General features: G+C 72.8%; 13 protein-coding genes. 6 read left to right on the plus strand and 7 right to left on the minus strand.

Annotated features, from left to right (window positions below):
- Nucleotides 1-7 precede the first annotated feature (7 nt).
- On the minus strand, nt 8-379 hold the full coding sequence (locus tag JWP64_RS29195; protein WP_297503349.1) for a helix-turn-helix domain-containing protein: 372 nt from the start codon (nt 377-379) through the stop codon (nt 8-10).
- A gap of 98 nt (nt 380-477) precedes the next feature.
- Between JWP64_RS29195 and JWP64_RS29200 the strand changes: the two genes are divergently transcribed.
- Complete coding sequence (locus JWP64_RS29200) at nt 478-1,293, plus strand: NAD(P)H-binding protein (protein WP_297503351.1); 816 nt, start codon at nt 478-480, stop codon at nt 1,291-1,293.
- A 55-nt stretch (nt 1,294-1,348) separates the two neighbouring features.
- Here the strand turns inward: JWP64_RS29200 and JWP64_RS29205 are convergent, their stop codons facing one another.
- From JWP64_RS29205 to map, 3 genes are all read right to left on the minus strand, one after another.
- The gene (locus JWP64_RS29205) at nt 1,349-2,881 is read right to left on the minus strand and encodes an acyl-CoA synthetase (protein ID WP_297503352.1); all 1,533 of its coding nucleotides are present in this window, start codon (nt 2,879-2,881) and stop codon (nt 1,349-1,351) included.
- 37 nt (nt 2,882-2,918) lie between these two features.
- Nucleotides 2,919-4,520, minus strand: coding sequence for an acyl-CoA synthetase (locus tag JWP64_RS29210; RefSeq protein WP_297503354.1), 1,602 nt, complete (start codon nt 4,518-4,520; stop codon nt 2,919-2,921).
- 78 nt (nt 4,521-4,598) lie between these two features.
- Nucleotides 4,599-5,369, minus strand: coding sequence for a type I methionyl aminopeptidase (gene map / locus JWP64_RS29215; protein WP_297503356.1), 771 nt, complete (start codon nt 5,367-5,369; stop codon nt 4,599-4,601).
- Between the two features lie 31 nt (nt 5,370-5,400).
- On the opposite strand from map, the gene JWP64_RS29220 reads away from it, so the two are divergent.
- The 3 genes from JWP64_RS29220 to JWP64_RS29230 all read left to right on the plus strand — a co-directional run bounded on the left by JWP64_RS29220 (nt 5,401) and on the right by JWP64_RS29230 (nt 8,868).
- Nucleotides 5,401-5,661, plus strand: coding sequence for a helix-turn-helix transcriptional regulator (locus JWP64_RS29220; RefSeq protein WP_297503358.1), 261 nt, complete (start codon nt 5,401-5,403; stop codon nt 5,659-5,661).
- 50 nt (nt 5,662-5,711) lie between these two features.
- On the plus strand, nt 5,712-8,012 hold the full coding sequence (locus tag JWP64_RS29225; protein WP_297503360.1) for an FdhF/YdeP family oxidoreductase: 2,301 nt from the start codon (nt 5,712-5,714) through the stop codon (nt 8,010-8,012).
- A 238-nt stretch (nt 8,013-8,250) separates the two neighbouring features.
- Nucleotides 8,251-8,868 carry an AMP-binding protein gene (locus JWP64_RS29230; protein WP_297503537.1) on the plus strand — a complete coding sequence of 206 codons (618 nt, stop codon included), beginning with the start codon at nt 8,251-8,253 and terminating at the stop codon, nt 8,866-8,868.
- A 360-nt stretch (nt 8,869-9,228) separates the two neighbouring features.
- Here JWP64_RS29230 and JWP64_RS29235 read toward each other — a convergent pair whose 3' ends face one another.
- On the minus strand, nt 9,229-10,134 hold the full coding sequence (locus JWP64_RS29235) for an NADP-dependent oxidoreductase (RefSeq protein ID WP_297503362.1): 906 nt from the start codon (nt 10,132-10,134) through the stop codon (nt 9,229-9,231).
- Entirely contained in the window at nt 10,131-11,312 is a 1,182-nt protein-coding gene (locus tag JWP64_RS29240) for a pyridoxal phosphate-dependent aminotransferase (protein ID WP_297503364.1), read from the minus strand. Before JWP64_RS29240 ends, JWP64_RS29235 begins: the two co-directional genes overlap by 4 nt.
- A 57-nt stretch (nt 11,313-11,369) precedes the next feature.
- Between JWP64_RS29240 and JWP64_RS29245 the strand changes: the two genes are divergently transcribed.
- Nucleotides 11,370-12,710: a glutamine synthetase family protein gene (locus tag JWP64_RS29245; RefSeq protein ID WP_297503367.1), complete on the plus strand. Its 1,341-nt coding sequence runs from the start codon at nt 11,370-11,372 to the stop codon at nt 12,708-12,710.
- Here the strand turns inward: JWP64_RS29245 and JWP64_RS29250 are convergent.
- Nucleotides 12,704-14,383 carry an SDR family oxidoreductase gene (locus JWP64_RS29250; RefSeq protein ID WP_297503369.1) on the minus strand — a complete coding sequence of 560 codons (1,680 nt, stop codon included), beginning with the start codon at nt 14,381-14,383 and terminating at the stop codon, nt 12,704-12,706. The two genes, JWP64_RS29245 and JWP64_RS29250, sit on opposite strands and share 7 nt — an antisense overlap.
- A gap of 155 nt (nt 14,384-14,538) precedes the next feature.
- On the opposite strand from JWP64_RS29250, the gene JWP64_RS29255 reads away from it, so the two are divergent.
- Nucleotides 14,539-15,819 carry a multidrug effflux MFS transporter gene (locus JWP64_RS29255; protein WP_297503371.1) on the plus strand — a complete coding sequence of 427 codons (1,281 nt, stop codon included), beginning with the start codon at nt 14,539-14,541 and terminating at the stop codon, nt 15,817-15,819.
- The last annotated feature ends 56 nt before the right edge of the window (nt 15,820-15,875 follow it).

The raw sequence follows: 15,875 nt of genomic DNA on the forward strand, positions 1-15,875 counted from the left end.
CCGCGGGTCAGCCCCGGGCTGCGACGACCTCGGGCACCCGGTCGTTGATCCAGCCGATCAGGCCCGCGAGGTGTTCGGTGAGCCCCCGGCCCAGCTCGGTGAGGCTGTAGGTCACCTGCGGCGGCGCGGTGGTGGCGACGACCCGGTCCACGAAGCCGTCGGACTCGAGCGTCCGGAGCGTCTGCGCCAGCATCTTCTCGCTGACCCCGCCGACCTCCCGGCGCAGCGCGCTGAAGCGCAGCTCGTCCCGCGACAGCGCGACGAGCACGAGCACCGCCCACTTGGACGTCACGTGGTCCAGGACGGCGCGCGCCGGGCAGTCCTTGTCGAACGCGTCACCCGGGCCGGGCCACCTGACCGCTTCCACCTGCGCGCTCACATCTGCTCCCTGTCCTTACCGAAAGGTACGTACTTACCAGAAGTGAGTACATCACCGTAGCGTCGAAGGCGCAACGAACCGAGGAGAGGAACACAGAGATGATCGTGGTGACCGGCGTGACCGGCAATCTCGGGCGCGTCGTCGTCGAGGACCTGCTGACCAGGGTCCCCGCCGACCAGCTCGCCGCCGTGGCACGCACTCCGGAGAAGGCCGCGGACCTGACCGGGCGCGGCGTCGACGTCCGCGCCGGGGACTACGACGACCCGGCGAGCCTCGAGGCCGCGTTCGCCGGTGCGGACGTCGTCCTGCTCGTCTCGTCCCCGGACGTCACCCCGGGCACCCGGGCACGGCAGCACGGGAACGCCATCACCGCGGCGAAGGCCGCCGGCGTCGGACGGATCGTCTACACGAGCGCGATCAAGGCGGACAGCGGCCCGGGCTTCCTCACCGACCACGCCGCGACCGAGCAGCTGCTGCGGGAGTCCGGGCTCACCAGCACGGTGCTCCGCAACAGCTTCTACTCGGACTTCTTCGTCAACTCGGGCGTGGTGAAGGCGGCCGTCGAGGCCGGGGAGGTCGTGTCCGCGGACGGCGGGAAGGCCCTCAACACGGCGACGATCAGGGACTTCGGGCTCGCCGCCTCCGCCGTGCTCACGGGCAGCGACCACGACGACGCGTGCCACGAGCTGCGGGGTCCGCTGTGGACCTACGACGACCTCGCCGCCGTGATCGCGGAGGAGTCCGGGACGACGGTGGTGCACCGGGAGATCCCGCTGGCCGAGGCCGGCGAGGGCGCCTTCATCGCCCAGCTCGTCAGCGACGGGTTCTTCGCCGAGCCGTCGGACGCGCTGGAGAGGCTCCTCGGTCGCCCCGCGACGGGAATCCGGGAGCTCGTCCGGGCCGCGCTGGCGTAATCCCGCGTCAGTCGGGGTCGTGCGCGTGGAACCTCGCTCTAGCGAGGTTCCACGCTCACAGGCGGTACATCTCGACCACCCGGCGCTTGACGAGCTTGCCCGTGGGCGTCCGGGGCAGGGACTCCACGAAGTCCACGGTGCGGGGGCTCTTGTAATGGGCGATCCCCTCCCGGACGAAGGCGAGCAGCTCGGCCTCCAGCTCCGGGCCCGGGGTGACCCCGTCGGCGGGCACCACGACCGCCTTGACCTGCTCGCCCATCTCCTCGTCCGGCACCCCGATCACGGCGATGTCGTGTACCGCGGGGTGCAGGGCGAGGCAGTCCTCGATCTCCTGCGGGTAGATGTTCACCCCACCCGAGATGATCATGAAGGACTTGCGGTCCGTGAGGTGGAGCCAGCCGTCGTCGTCGACGTGGCCGACGTCCCCCGACGTCGCCCAGGTCGGGTGTGCGGGGTGCTGGACGGAGCGGGTCCTGGCCTCGTCGCCGTGGTAGCGGAAGGGCAGCTCGTCCCGCTCGAAGTAGATCGTGCCGATGCCGCCGGGCGCGAGCTCGGTGCCCGCGTCGTCGCAGATGTGCAGGATCCCGACCTTCGCCTGCCCGACCGAGCCCGGGTGCTCCAGCCACTCCGCCGAGCTGATCCGCGTCGAGCCGAGGGACTCGGTGGAGCTGTAGTACTCCTCGAGCACCGGACCCCACCACTCGATCATCGCCCGCTTGACCTCGACGGGACACGGCGCGGCGGCGTGCACGGCCACCTTCAGCGACGACAGGTCGTACCGCGTCCGGACCTCGTCGGGCAGCTTCAGCATCCGGACGAACATCGTCGGCACCCACTGGCTGTGCGTGATCCGGAGGCGCTCGATGTCCGCGAGCGCCTGCTCGGCGTCGAACCGGTCCGCGATGACGAGCGTCCCGCCGAGTGCGTGGACCATCGCTCCGAAACGGAGCGGCGCGGAGTGGTACTGGGGCGCGGGCGAGTAGTAGACCGTGTCCGGGCCGAAGCCGTAGGCCTCGCCGAACGCGGCGGCGACGGTGCTGCCCGGCTCGTCGACCCGGCGGTTCGGCAGCCGCGGCTCGATCCCCTTCGGACGGCCCGTGGTGCCGGAGGAGTAGAGCATGTCCGCTCCGCACGGCTCCTCGTCCAGTACACCGGACGGCTGCGTGGCCAGGGCGGCCTCGTAGTCGTCGTGGCCGGCGGCGGCGCCGCCGGCGACCAGCCGGTGCTCGACGCGCGGGGTCAGCGGCACGATCGCCTCGGCCTGCTCAGCGAGCCCGCCGGTGACGACGAGGACCCGCGCCTCGCAGTCGTCGACGATGTAGGCGATCTCCGGCGGGGTGAGGTGATGGTTCACCGCCGTGACGTACAGGCCCGAGCGCAACGCAGCCCAGTAGACCTCGAAGACCTCCGGCGAGTTCTCCGCGACCATCGCGATGTGGTCCCCACGGCGCAGGCCGTACGCCCGCAGGACCCGCGCGAGCTGCGAGGACCGGTCGTCGAGGTCGCGGTAGGTCAGCGTGCGGCCGTCGCCGGCCATCACGATCGCGGCCTTGTCCGGGGTGGTGCGCGCGTACGTGCCGGGATACATCAGGCCTCCTCCACGGACCGGCGGGACAGGACCGGGCTCACGTGGCGAGGTCGGCGTGCTCCACCCGGAGGTCCTTCTTGAGGATCTTGCCGCTGGGGTTCTTCGGCAGGGACTCCGCGAACACGACGTACTTGGGCCGCTTGTACCCGGCGAGCACCTCGCGTGCGTGGGCGTCGACCTGTTCCTTCGTCAGCGTGACGCCCTGCTTCGGCACGACGACCGCGGTCACGGCCTCGATCCAGTGCGGGTGGCTGATCCCGAACACGGCGACCTCGGCGACCCCGGCGAGCAGGTAGATCGCCTCCTCGACCTCCCGGCTGGCGACGTTCTCGCCACCGGTCTTGATCATGTCCTTCTTGCGGTCGACGACGGTCAGGTAGCCGTTCTCGTCGATGATCCCCAGGTCGCCGGAGTGGAACCAGCCGTTCCGGAACGCCGCTGCCGTCTTCTCCTCGTCGTCGAAGTAGCCCAGCGCGGCGTGCGGGCTGCGGTGCACGATCTCGCCGACCTGCCCGGTCGGGACCTCGTGGTCCGCATCGTCGACGACGCGGGTCTCCACGTTCAGCGACGCGCGGCCGGCGGATCCGGCGTGCGGCAACTGCTCGTGCGGACGCAGGATGGTGGCGAGCGGGGACATCTCGGTCTGCCCGTAGAAGTTCCAGAACTGCACGTCGGGCAGGCGCCGGGACAGCTCGCGGAGCACCTCGACGGGCATCGCCGACGCCCCGTAGTAGCCCTTGCGCAGGCTCGAGAGGTCCCGGGTGTCGAAGTCCGGGTGGCGCAGCAGGGAGATCCACACCGTCGGCGGGCAGAAGACCTTGGTGGCCTTCTCCCGCTCGATCGTCGCCAGGAGCGTCGCGGGATCCGGCCCGGGCAGGATGATGCTGGTCGCGCCCAGGTAGACGTCGACGGAGAAGAAGCAGTCCAGCTGCGCGCAGTGGTACATCGGCAGCGTGTGGACCTCGACGTCGTCGACGCTCATGCCGCCGTCGATGGTGCAGGAGACGTACTGCGCGATCAGCGACCGGCTCGACAGCATGACGCCCTTGGGCCGGGACTCCGTGCCGGAGGTGTACATCAGCCGGAGCGGGTCGTCGTCGGCCACCAGGACCTCCGGCGACGACGGGTCGCCGGCGTCGATCCAGGAGTCGACGTCCTCCCAGCCGTCCGGGGCACCGCCGCCGGCCAGGGGGATCGAGCCGCGTACGCCGTCGGTGAGGCCGGCGCCCGAGAGTGCCTTCTCCGCGGTGGGGATCAGGGCGTCCTCCGCGACCATCCCGACCGCGCCGGAGTGCCCGAGGATGAACGCGATCTCCTCCGCGCCGAGCATGAAGTTGACCGGGACCAGCACCACGCCGAGCTTCGCGGTGGCGAAGACGAGCACCGCGTACTGCCAGGAGTTGTGGCTGAGCAGCGCCAGCCGATCCCCCTTGACCAGCCCGCGGCCGGAGAGGGCGTGGGCGCAGCGGTTCACGGCCACGTCGAACTCGGCGAAGGTGACCCGGCGCTCGCCCGCGACCACGGCGAGCTTGTCCGGGTAGCGCAGCGCGGTACGGCGCAGCAGATCGCCGACCGAGTGCTGGCGCGCACGAGCGATCGACTCGGCGGTGACGGGGGTGAAGGGCGCGACGTCGGACACGCCCGAATACTGCACGAACGGCCGAGCGGTTAGCCAGACCCGCGGCGCGAGCCGGTTGATCGGCGGACGGGACCGACCTCACGCCGCGGTGAGCACCCGCGGGCCGTCCTCGGTGATCGCGATCGTGTGCTCCGCGTGCGCGGCCCGGGAGCCGTCCGCGGTGCGCAGGGTCCAGCCGTCGGGGTCGTGCCGGTAGGCGTCCGTGCCGCCCGCGATCAGCATCGGCTCGATCGCGATGACCAGCCCGGGGCGCAGGACCAGCCCGCGTCCGGCCGTCGCCTCGTTGGGGACGTGCGGATCCTCGTGCATCGAGCGGCCGACGCCGTGCCCGCCGTGGTCGGCCAGCATCCCGTAGCCCGCACCCCGCGCGACCTGGGCGATCGCGTGCCCGACGTCGCCGAGTCGGGCGCCCGGGACCGCCGCGGCGATGCCCGCGGCGAGCGAGCGCTCCGTCGCCTCGATCAGGGCCAGGTCGCCGGGGTCCGCCGGCGCGCCGACGACCATGCTGAACGCCGCGTCCGCGCACCAGCCGTTCAGGTGGACGGCGCAGTCGACGCTGAGCAGGTCCCCCGCCCGGAGCTTCGTGCGGTCCGGGATCCCGTGCACGACGGCGTCGTTGAGGCTCACGCAGAGCACGCCCGGGTACGGCATCGGCGCCCAGCGCGGGTGGTAGCCGAGGAAGCTCGGCCGAACCCCGGCCTCGCGCATCAGCCGGTGGGCCAGCCGGTCCAGATCGGCCGTGCGCACACCGGGCGCGGCCGCCTCGCGCACCGCGGCGAGGATTTCGTGGACGACGGTGCCGGCCGCGTCGACGGCGTCGACCTCCGTGCGGGTCTTCATCTCGATCACACGATAACTATACCGGTATTACTATTCGGGCATGGTGCGCATCCCGCTGACCCCTGCCGATCGCGAGCGCGGGGAGCGGCTCGGCGCCGTCCTGCGCGAGGCCCGTGGAGACCGCAGCATCGGTGAGATCGCAGCCCTCGCCGGGGTCTCCGCGGAGACCCTCCGGAAGATCGAGACCGGACGGATCCCCACCCCGGCGTTCTTCACCGTCGCCGCGCTCGCCGCCGTCCTCGACCTGTCCCTCGATCGACTTCCGGGCGCCGCGGAATCGGTCCGAGCAGGGAGAACCTAGACTTGATCGCCGGTGGCCGACCGTCACCGTCCGCCACCCCGGAGGTCTGTGTGTCCACCCCACCCATCGATCCGCCCGTGGACGCCGAGGAGGCGCACCTCGAGGTCGGCAAGCAGAAGCGCGCTGCTGCCGGCCTCCCCGCGGTCCGGGTGAGCCTCACCCGGGCGGTCAAGGAGATGGGCGTCGCGAAGACCGCCCGGAACCTGCTGAAGCTCAACCAGGTCGACGGCTTCGACTGCGTGAGCTGCGCGTGGCCGGACCCGTCGCCGGAGCACCGGCACACCGCGGAGTTCTGCGAGAACGGCGCGAAGGCCGTCGCGTGGGAGGGCACCCGTTCCCGGGTGGACCGCAAGTTCTTCCGCAGCCATCCGGTGTCGGACCTGCAGACGCGCACCGAGTACTGGCTGGAGAAGCAGGGCCGGCTCACCGAGCCGATGATCCGCCGCCCCGGGGGGACGCACTACGAGCCGCTGAGCTGGGAGGACGCCTTCTCCGTCATCGGGGAGGAGCTCACCGCCCTGGACAGCCCGGACGAGGCGCTGTTCTACACCTCCGGCCGGGCTTCGAACGAGGCCGCGTTCGTCTACCAGCTCTTCGCCCGGGCGTTCGGCACGAACAACCTGCCGGACTGCTCGAACATGTGCCACGAGTCGACGTCCGTGGGCCTGGCCGAGACGATCGGGATCGGCAAGGGCTCGGTGTCGCTGCAGGACGTGCACGAGGCCGAGCTGATCGTCATCTCCGGGCAGAACCCCGGCACGAACCACCCGCGCATGCTCTCGGCGCTGGAGATCGCCAAGAAGAACGGGGCGAAGATCCTCGCGATCAACCCGTTGCGCGAGGCCGGGCTGCTCAAGTTCGACAACCCGCAGAACGCGCGCGGCCTGACCGGGCTGGGCACGGACCTGGCGGACCGGTTCCTGCAGATCCGTTCGGACGGGGACCTGGCGCTGTGGCAGGCGTTCGGGCTGCTCCTGCTCGAGGCGGAGGACCGCAGCCCGGGCACCGTCGCGGACCGGGACTTCATCTCCCGCCACACCCTCGGGTACGCCGAGTGGGAGAAGAACGTCCGCAACCTGGACAAGCAGAAGGTCCTGGAGGCGACCGGGCTCGAGTGGTCGGAGATCGAGGCCGCGGCGGACATGCTGCTCGCCTCGAAGCGCACGGTGCACTGCTGGGCGATGGGTATCACCCAGCACCGCAATGCCGTCGCGACGATCAAGGAGTTCGTCAACGTCGCCCTTTTCCAGGGAATGATCGGCAAGCCCGGCGCCGGGCTGTGCCCGGTCCGCGGCCACTCCAACGTCCAGGGCGACCGGACGATGGGGATCTGGGAGAAGGCCCCGGACACCTTCCTGGACGCCCTGGGCGCGGAGTTCGGTTTCGAACCCCCGCGCGAGCACGGCCACGACGCCGTGGCGTCCGTCCAGGCCCTGCGCGACGGCAGGGCGAAGGTCTTCGTCGGACTCGGGGGGAACTTCGTCGCGGCGATGTCGGACACGGCGGTCACCGAGGCCGCCATGCGCAAGGCGTCGCTGACCGTGCACGTCTCCACGAAGCTCAACCGCTCGCACGTCACCACCGGCAGGACGGCGCTGATCCTCCCGACGCTGGGCCGCACCGAGCGCGACCTCACCGGCGGGCGCGAGCAGCGCGTCACGGTGGAGGACTCGATGTCGGCGGTACACGCCTCCCGCGGCCGGGCGACGCCGGCGAGTCCGATGCTGCGCTCCGAGGTCGACATCATCTGCGGTATCGCCCGCGCCACCCTCGGGGAGCGCCACGACATCCCGTGGACGGAGTTCGCGCAGGACTACGACGCCATCCGCCGGCGGATCGGCCGGGTCGTCCCGGGCTGTGAGGCCTACGCGGACAAGATCGAGCGGCGTGGCGGGTTCGTCCTGCCGCACCCGCCGCGGGACACCCGCACGTTCCCCACCAAGGAGAAGAAGGCGATCTTCTCCGTCAGCCCCGTCGAGGTCACCTCGGTACCCGAGGGCCGGCTGGTCCTGCAGACCCTGCGCAGCCACGACCAGTTCAACACCACGATCTACGGGCTCGACGACCGTTACCGCGGGATCCACTCCGGCCGGCGCGTCGTGTTCGTCTCCGCGGCGGACCTGGACGAGCTGGGCTTCCGGGACGGGGACATGGTGAACCTCGTCAGCGAATGGGAGGACGGCGTGACCCGGCGCGCGGACGCGTTCCGGCTCGTCGAGTACTCCACCCCGAAGGGCTGCATCGCCGCCTACTACCCGGAGACCAACCCGCTGATCCCACTGGAGTCGCAGGCGATCGCGAGCGGCACCCCGACGTCGAAGTGGGTCGTCGTCCGGTTCGAACGCGCCTGATCCCCGGTCGTCCCGAAGCGGCGTTCCGGCATCCGCCGGGACGTCGCTTCTCGCGCCGGCACGCCACTGCCTGACGCCGCGCATTCGTGACCGAAGAGGACCACCGCAGATTCGCGACATTTCCACGCCGTCCGCCGAGCGCCGGCTGAGACTTCGCCATCGGACGTTCCGGCCGTTCCGGCGAACTGACGGACCGCCGACGCGTGCGCGGTCGACACCACCGGGACCAGACGATCCGCTGACGCCCGGGAGAGCGCCTCGACCATCTCTTCGCCGAGCTGGCGGCGCAGCGCCCGGACAGCGACGCGCACTCGACCGCCGTCGAGACCGTCGGGCAGCGGTCGCTCACCTTCCGCGAGCTCGACGCCGGGCCAACCGGCTCGCCCGGCACCTGCGCGAAGACGGCGTCGGTCCCGGTGAGCGGGTCGCGCTCCTGCTGGACCATCCGCTCGAGGCCCACACCGGCATGCTCGCCGTACTCGAGTGCAACGCCGCCTACGTCCCGCTCGACGCCGGCTTCCCTCCGGACCGGATCGCCCACATCGTCTCCGACTCCGGGGCCCGCACCGCCGTCATCCCCTCCCACCTGCGGGAACTGATCCCCGACGAGGTCGGCGCCGTCGAGGTGGACACGGGCTCCGACGCCCTCGGCATCCGCCCCGGGTGGCCCGCCGTCCTCCGCCGAGGCCGGGATCCCGACGGACGAGCCGGCTACCTCATCTACACGTCCGGTACGACCGGGCGGCCCAAAGGGTGTGGCGGTCGGGCACTCGGCGATCTGCAACTTCGTCCGGGTCGCGGGCGGGCTCTACGGATCACGAGCGGCTCGGGAAGCTGCTCCCCCTGTTCCTGTTGATTTCCGCCGGGACGCCGATGAAGGCGCTGGTGCTGCGGGCGCTGGGGTCCGGGTCGGCAGGCGGCTCCTCGACGACGGCAGCGCATCCCCGAGCACACGCTCACCACGCTCGGCGACGCCGTCACGCTCAACTCCGGGGCGACGATCCAGCGCCACTCGCCGGAGGACGGCGCCTTCAAGTCCGACCGCACCGAGATCGGCGACGGCGCGACGGTCGGGGTGCCCGCCTTCGTGCACTACGGCGTCACGATGGGCGCGGGGTCGTGCTGGACGGCGGACTCGTTCCTGATGAAGGGCTCGGCCGTGCCGGCCGGCGCCCGCTGGGCGCGGCAACCCCGCCGCCCCCTGCTGAGCCGAGGGCTAGGCGAGGCGGATCGCGACCTTCCCCAGGGCGTGACCGCTCTCGACGATCCGCAGCGCCGAGCCGGCGTCGGCGAAGGGGCGGACGTCGGTGACGTGCGGGTCGAGCTCCCCGGCCGCGACGAGACGGGCCACCTCGGTCAGGACGGCGGTGCTGCGGTCCCGGAGCACATCGCCGCCACCGAGCTCCTTGGCCAGCTCCTTGTCCGCCACCGAGCGGACACGGGACGGATCCTCGGTGAGCTCCGCGACCGTGCGCAGGGACTCGCCCCCGACCAGGTCGAACACCGCGTCGACGCCCGCGGGCGCGGCCGCGCGGATCCGCTCGGCCACCCCGCGGCCGTAGGCCACCGGCGTGGCGCCGTAGGAGGCGATCAGGTCGTGCTTCGCCGGGCTCGCGGTTCCCACCACGACCAGGCCGCGAGCCCGCGCGAGCTGTACCGCCGCGATGCCGACCCCGCCACCGGCCCCGTTGACCAGCAGGGTGGCACCGGCCCGGAGGGCGAGACCGGTGAGGGCGTCGTAGGCGGTGCCGGCGGCGACGGGGAGCACCGCGACGTCCTCGGGCGAGACGCCGTCGGGGCGATGCGCCGCGAACGAGGCCGTGACCAGGGCGAGCTCCGCCCAGCCGCCGACCATCCCGGGGCAGCCGCCGAAGACCTCGTCACCGACCGCGAAGCCGTCGACGTCGGGGCCGACCTGCTCGACAGTCCCTGCGACCTCCCGGCCCAGCACCGCGGGACCCGCGACGCCGTAGGAGCCCTCGCGGAGCTTCCAGTCCCCCGGGTTCACCCCGGCCGCCCGGACCCGGACCAGGAGCTCGCCGGGGCCGGGGACGGGCACCGGCACGTCGAGGAAGGCCTCGTTTCCCGGGCCGCCGACCGTGGTGAAGCCGTACGCCCTCATGACAGGGCCTTCTGCAGGTTCGCCAGCCGGGACACGGCCTCGGTCAGCACCTCGTCCTTCTTGCAGAACGCGAACCGCACCAGCGTCCGGCCCAGGTCCGGGTCCGCGCAGAACACGGACACCGGGACCGCGGCGACGCCGACCAGATCGGGTAGCCGCCAGCAGAACTCAGCCCCGTCCGCCACCCCCAGCGGTGCGACGTCGGTGACCACGAAGTAGGTCCCGGAAGACGGGTACACGGTGAGCCCGGCGGCGCGGAGCCCCGCGGAGAGCAGGTCCCGCTTGCTCTGCAGGCCCGACGCCAGGTCGTCGTAGAAGGAGTCCGGCAGGGCCAGCGCGTTCGCGATCGCGGGCTGGAACGGCGCCCCGCTCACGTAGGTCAGGAACTGCTTCGCGGCCCGCACCGATCCGAGGAGGTCAACGGGCCCGTGCACCCAGCCCACCTTCCAGCCCGTCACCGAGAACGTCTTGCCCGCGGAGGAGATCGTCAGCGTGCGGTCCGCGAGACCGGGCAGCGTCGCCATCGGCACGTGCTCGCGGCCGTCGTAGAGCATGTGCTCGTACACCTCGTCGGCGACGATCACGGCGTCGAACTCCACGGCCAGCTGCCCGAGGAGCGTCAGCTGCTCCCGGTCCAGGACGGTGCCGGTGGGGTTGTGCGGGGTGTTGACCAGCACGACCCGGGTGCGCTCGGAGAACGCGGCGCGCAGCTCCGCCGGGTCGAAGGCGAAGGTCGGCGATCCCGATGAACCGGGCCGCAGCGGCACCGCCCGCAACGTGGCTCCGGACAGCGCGATCGTCGCGGCGTAGGAGTCGTAGTACGGCTGGAACGTGACGACCTCGTCCCCCGGCTCGCACAGCGCGAGGATCGCGGACGCGATCGCCTCGGTGGCGCCGGTGGTGATCAGCACCCGTTCCGGGTCGACCTCCTGGCCGTAGAAGCGGCGCTGGTGCTCCGCGACGGCGGTGCGCAGCGCCGGGATTCCCGGTCCGGGCGGGTACTGGTTGACGCCTCCGATGACGTTCGCGGCGACGTCGGCGAGCAGCGAGGGCGGCCCGTCCGTGTCCGGGAAGCCCTGGCCGAGGTTGATCGCGCCGGTCCGCAGGGCCAGCGCCGACATCTCGGCGAAGATCGTGGAGGTGAAGGGCCGCATCCGCGCCGCCATGGGTTCGCGCACGTCACCACCCTGACATGCGCTGGACCGGCGAACCGGCCCGGGCCATGCTGACCGGTCATGAGCCGAGTCGACGGGACCATCCGCGAGCTGTCCGACGCCGGCGTCGCCGGGCTGACGATCGCCTGGGCCGACAACAACGGGATCCCGCGCTCCCGGACCGTGCCGATCGCGGCACTGCACGACGTCGCCCGGACCGGGGTCGGCGTGACGCCGCTGTTCGCCGTCTTCGACAGCTCGGACGGGATCACCTTCGCCCACCCGGGGCTCGCGACGCCGTCCGGGGACGTGCGCCTGGTCCCGGACCCCCTGCGCATCACCCGGCTGGCGGGCCAGCCCGCGCTCGCCTGGGCGCCCGGGACGATCGTGACCGCCGACGGGGAGCCCTGGCCCTACGACCCGCGGTCCGCGCTGCAACGGCAGGTCGAAGCACTGGCCGAGGCCGGGCTCACCGCGCGCGCGGGCTACGAGCTCGAGTTCGGGGTCTACCTCGACGACGGGATGACCCCCGCCCACCACGGCCCCGCGTACGGCCCGGCGGCGCTCACCGAGATCGACGGGTTCGTCGGGGACGTGCTGCACGACTTCCGCGCCAACAGCCTGCGGATCGACCAGCTGCACGCGGAGTACGGCCCGGCCCAGGTCGAGGTGGCGCTCGGCGCGGCGGACCCGGTGACCGCGGCCGACGAACAGCTCCTCGCCCGGCAGACGCTGCGGGCCGCGGCCAGGAAGCACGGCCTGTGCCTGAGCTTCGCGCCGCTGCCGTCGCAGGCGTCCGCGGGCAACGGCTGGCACCTGCACACCTCGTTGTGGCGGGGAAACCACAACCTGCTCGCCGGCGGCCCGGAGGGACCGGACACGGACGGCGCCGCCTACGTCGCCGGGATCCTGCGGGACCTGCTCGCCGTCGCCGCGGTCAGCGCGCCGAGCCTCGGTTCGACGGCGCGGCTGCGGCCCGGCTTCTTCGCCGGCGCCTACGCGTTCTGGGGTGTGGAGAACCGGGAGGCGCCGCTGCGGTACGTGCCCGGGTCGGCGCTGCTCGGCGAGGAGCGCGCGAACCTCGAGCTCAAGACGTCCGATGCGTCCGGCAACCCGTACCTCGCGCTGGCCGCCGTGCTCGCGGCCGGCGCCGCAGGGGTGGCCGAAGGCCTCGTCCCGCCCCTGCCGGTCGCCGAGGACCCCGGCACGTGGAGCGATGCCGAGCGCGCCGCGAACGGGATCGTCGCACTGCCCACCACGCAGGCCGGTCAGGAGGAGGCGCTGCTGGCCAGCCCGCGCGTCACGGCCGCGCTCGGCCACGACCTGCTCGGCGCGTTCCTCGCCGTCCGTCGGTCCGATGCGGCGGCGGCCGAGGGCAAGGACCTCGACGACGTCCTCAGCGCGCTCCGCTGGCGCTACTGACCAGTCCTCGCCGCGGCCCGCAGCAGGCCGGGGGTGAGCCGGGACAGGGCCAGCGCAACGTGCGCCTCGGGCGTCACCGGGGCCAGCGCGACGTCCTTCTCCACGGCGCGCACCACGAGCTCCGCGACCTTCGACAACGGGTAGTTCCGTCGCGCGATCAGTGCGTTCGCGGAGCGCCGCTGCTCCCCGGCCGTCGACTCGTCCACGCCGACCATCCGGGCGGAGGACACGATGTCCGTCGGCACGAACGCGGGGCACAGCGCGGTCACGCCGATCCCCTGCCCGGCCAGCTCCGCGCGCAGGCACTCGGACAGCATCAGCACCGCGGCCTTCGTGGTGCAGTAGGCCGGCAGGCCCGCGACCGGCGTGAACGCCGCCGCCGAGGCGACGTTGACGATGTGCCCGCCCTCGCCGTGCTCCCGCAACTGCGCACCGAAGAGCCGGCAGCCGTGGATCACCCCCCACAGGTTGACGTCCAGGATCGCCTCCCAGTCCTCGACGCCGGTGTCCGCGAACGGCCCTGACACGGCGATCCCCGCGTTGTTCACCACGACGTCCGGCACGCCCGCCTCCGCCGCGACCCGGTCGGCGAAGGCGGCCATCGCGTCGCCGTCGGACACGTCGACCTCGTACGCCAGGCCGCCGGTCTCGAACGCGGTCTCCTTCGCCGTGGCCAGGTTCCGGTCCGCGGCGACGACGAGCGCGCCGCGCCGCCCGAACGCGTGCGCGACCGCGCGGCCGATCCCGCTCCCCGCCCCCGTCACGACGACGACACGGCCGGCCCAGCGGCCTACACCCTTCGCGACCGTCCGGGCCCGGCGCAGCGATGGCGCCTCCGCCGCACCGCCGACGTGCGCGGCGAGCTCACGGACGCACCGGGCGACGACGTCCGGCCGCTCGCGGGACAGCCAGTGCCCCCCGGGAACGGTCCGGACCTGCAGGTCGTCGACGTACAGGGCGATCTGCGTCTGCAGCGCGGGCGTCACGAACGGGTCGTCGGCGGGGGCCAGGACCTGCACCGGGACATCCGTTCGGATCGGCGCGCCGACCGGACCGCCGATGTTCTCGCGGTACAGCTCGAGGCCGCGGACGGCGTCGGCGGTCCGGGGCCGCGGCACGCCCGCGCGGCGCGACATCACAGCGCCGATCAGGCCGGAGCGCCAGCCGAGCTCGGGCAGCACCGGGGCCCTGAACAGCACCATGTAACAGGACGCGAGGGCCTGGCGGACGCGGTCGCGGCGCCGGGCCCGGCTGTAGAAGGCGGCGACGTGCTCACGCGACGGACCGGAGATCGACGTGAACGACGCGACCCGCCCGTCGAGCGCCCCGTGCGTCACCGCGTGCCAGGCCTGGGTGGAGCCCCAGTCGTGGGCGAGCAGGTGCACCGGCGCGCCGGGCGAGACCTCGTCGACGACGGCGCGCAGGTCCGCGGCGAGCCGCTCGATCCCGTACCCGGCCCGCTCCCCGGGGGCGTCGGAGGCGCCGGCGCCGCGGACGTCGTAGGTCGCGACCCGGTGGGTGGCCGCCAGCTCCCCGACCACGCCGTCCCAGACGGTGTGGTCGTCCGGATAGCCGTGCACCGCGACGACCACCGGCGCGCCCTCCGGGCCGCTGACCTGCACCGCGAGCCGGAGCCCGTCCGTCGTGGTGATCACTGTCGCGCTGCTCGGCATGGGGCAACCCTAAGTCGCCCGGATCACAGCGAAACGCGCGCGGGAACATCACCCGGACGGGTGGGCTTGAGATTGACGGTGGGTCGCGCCGTGGGGGAGCGACGATGCCGGCGCGCCACCGGCCCCACCACGGACCAGGAAGTCGAAGGTGCCGCGTGACCACCACCCCTGATCGCACTCAGACCGAGAACCGAACTCAGGGCACCGCCGCCCCCACGACTCCCGCCACCCCGCCCGGGCGGCTCCGGACCACCCTGCTGCTGGGCGCGCTCATCGCGCTCGGGCCGCTCACCATCGACATGTACCTGCCGGCCCTGCCGACGCTGACCGCGGACCTGCAGGCCACGGCTTCGGCCGTGCAGCTGACGCTCACCGGCACCCTGGTCGGCCTCGCGCTGGGCCAGCTGATCCTCGGCCCGCTCTCGGACTCGCTCGGCAGGCGGCGTCCGCTGCTCGCGGGGACGGCGCTGCACGTGCTGGCGTCCCTGCTGATCGTGTTCGCCCCGAACATCGCCGTGCTCGGGGCGCTCCGCGTGCTCCAGGGCGTCGGCACCGCGGCAGGCGCGGTGATCGCGCTGGCCGTGGTCCGGGACCTGTTCTCCGGCCGGGCCGGGGCCACCCTGTTCTCCCGGCTGATGCTCGTGATGGGCGCCGCCCCGGTGCTCGCGCCGACCATCGGCGGCGAACTGCTCCGCTTCACGGACTGGCGCGGGATCTTCGTCCTGCTCGCCGTCTACGGGGCCGCGCTGATCGCGCTCCTCTCGGTCATGCTCGGCGAGACGCTCCCGCCGGAGCGCCGCCGCAAGGCGGGCGTGGCCAGCACCCTGCGCACCTACGGTGGGCTGTTCCGGGACCGCACCTACGTCGGCCTGGTCCTGGTGGCGGGGCTCGTCATGGCCGGGCTGTTCGCCTACGTCTCCGGCAGCTCGTTCGTCTACCAGGAGCAGTTCGGCCTCGACGAGCAGCAGTTCGGCCTGCTCTTCGGCGCCGGCGCGATCTGGCTGATCGCCGGCACCCAGCTCAACGCGGCCCTGCTGCGGCGCTTCGAACCGCGGCAGCTCCTGCCGGCCGCGATCGCCGGCGCGATGCTGGCCGGGCTCGCGCTGCTGATCCTCTCGTCGACCGGGACCGGGGGGCTGCCCGGCGTCGTCGCGCCCCTCTGGGTCGCACTGTTCTTCTGCGGGATCTCGATGCCCAACGGCCCGGCGCTCGCGCTCGCCCGGCACGGCGAGTCCGCCGGGACCGCGGCGGCGCTGCTCGGCGCGGTGCAGTTCGGCGTCGGGGCGCTGGTCTCGCCGCTGGTGGGCCTGCTCGGCAACGACGCGCCCGCGATGGGCGCGGTCATCTTCGCGGCCCTGCTGGTCGCGCTGCTGGTGCTCGTCACCGTCGTCCGGCCGTGGCAGCTGGCGAACCTGGACGAGGACGCCCCCGCCTGACCGCACCGTGGAGCCACAACGCTCTTCAGGCCCCAGAATTCGCGTTGTGGCTCCAC

This window comes from Pseudonocardia sp. (genome assembly GCF_025465255.1).
In the GTDB taxonomy this organism is placed as follows: domain Bacteria; phylum Actinomycetota; class Actinomycetes; order Mycobacteriales; family Pseudonocardiaceae; genus Pseudonocardia.

Excerpts from the sequence above, each read along its gene's own strand:
- JWP64_RS29200 (WP_297503351.1), top strand. The coding sequence starts at position 478 with ATGATCGTGGTGACCGGCGTGACCGGCAATCTCGGGCGCGTCGTCGTC.
- JWP64_RS29205 (WP_297503352.1), bottom strand. The coding sequence starts at position 2,881 with ATGTATCCCGGCACGTACGCGCGCACCACCCCGGACAAGGCCGCGATC.
- JWP64_RS29220 (WP_297503358.1), top strand. The coding sequence starts at position 5,401 with ATGGTGCGCATCCCGCTGACCCCTGCCGATCGCGAGCGCGGGGAGCGG.
- JWP64_RS29235 (WP_297503362.1), bottom strand. The coding sequence starts at position 10,134 with ATGAGGGCGTACGGCTTCACCACGGTCGGCGGCCCGGGAAACGAGGCC.
- JWP64_RS29245 (WP_297503367.1), top strand. The coding sequence starts at position 11,370 with ATGAGCCGAGTCGACGGGACCATCCGCGAGCTGTCCGACGCCGGCGTC.
- JWP64_RS29250 (WP_297503369.1), bottom strand. The coding sequence starts at position 14,383 with ATGCCGAGCAGCGCGACAGTGATCACCACGACGGACGGGCTCCGGCTC.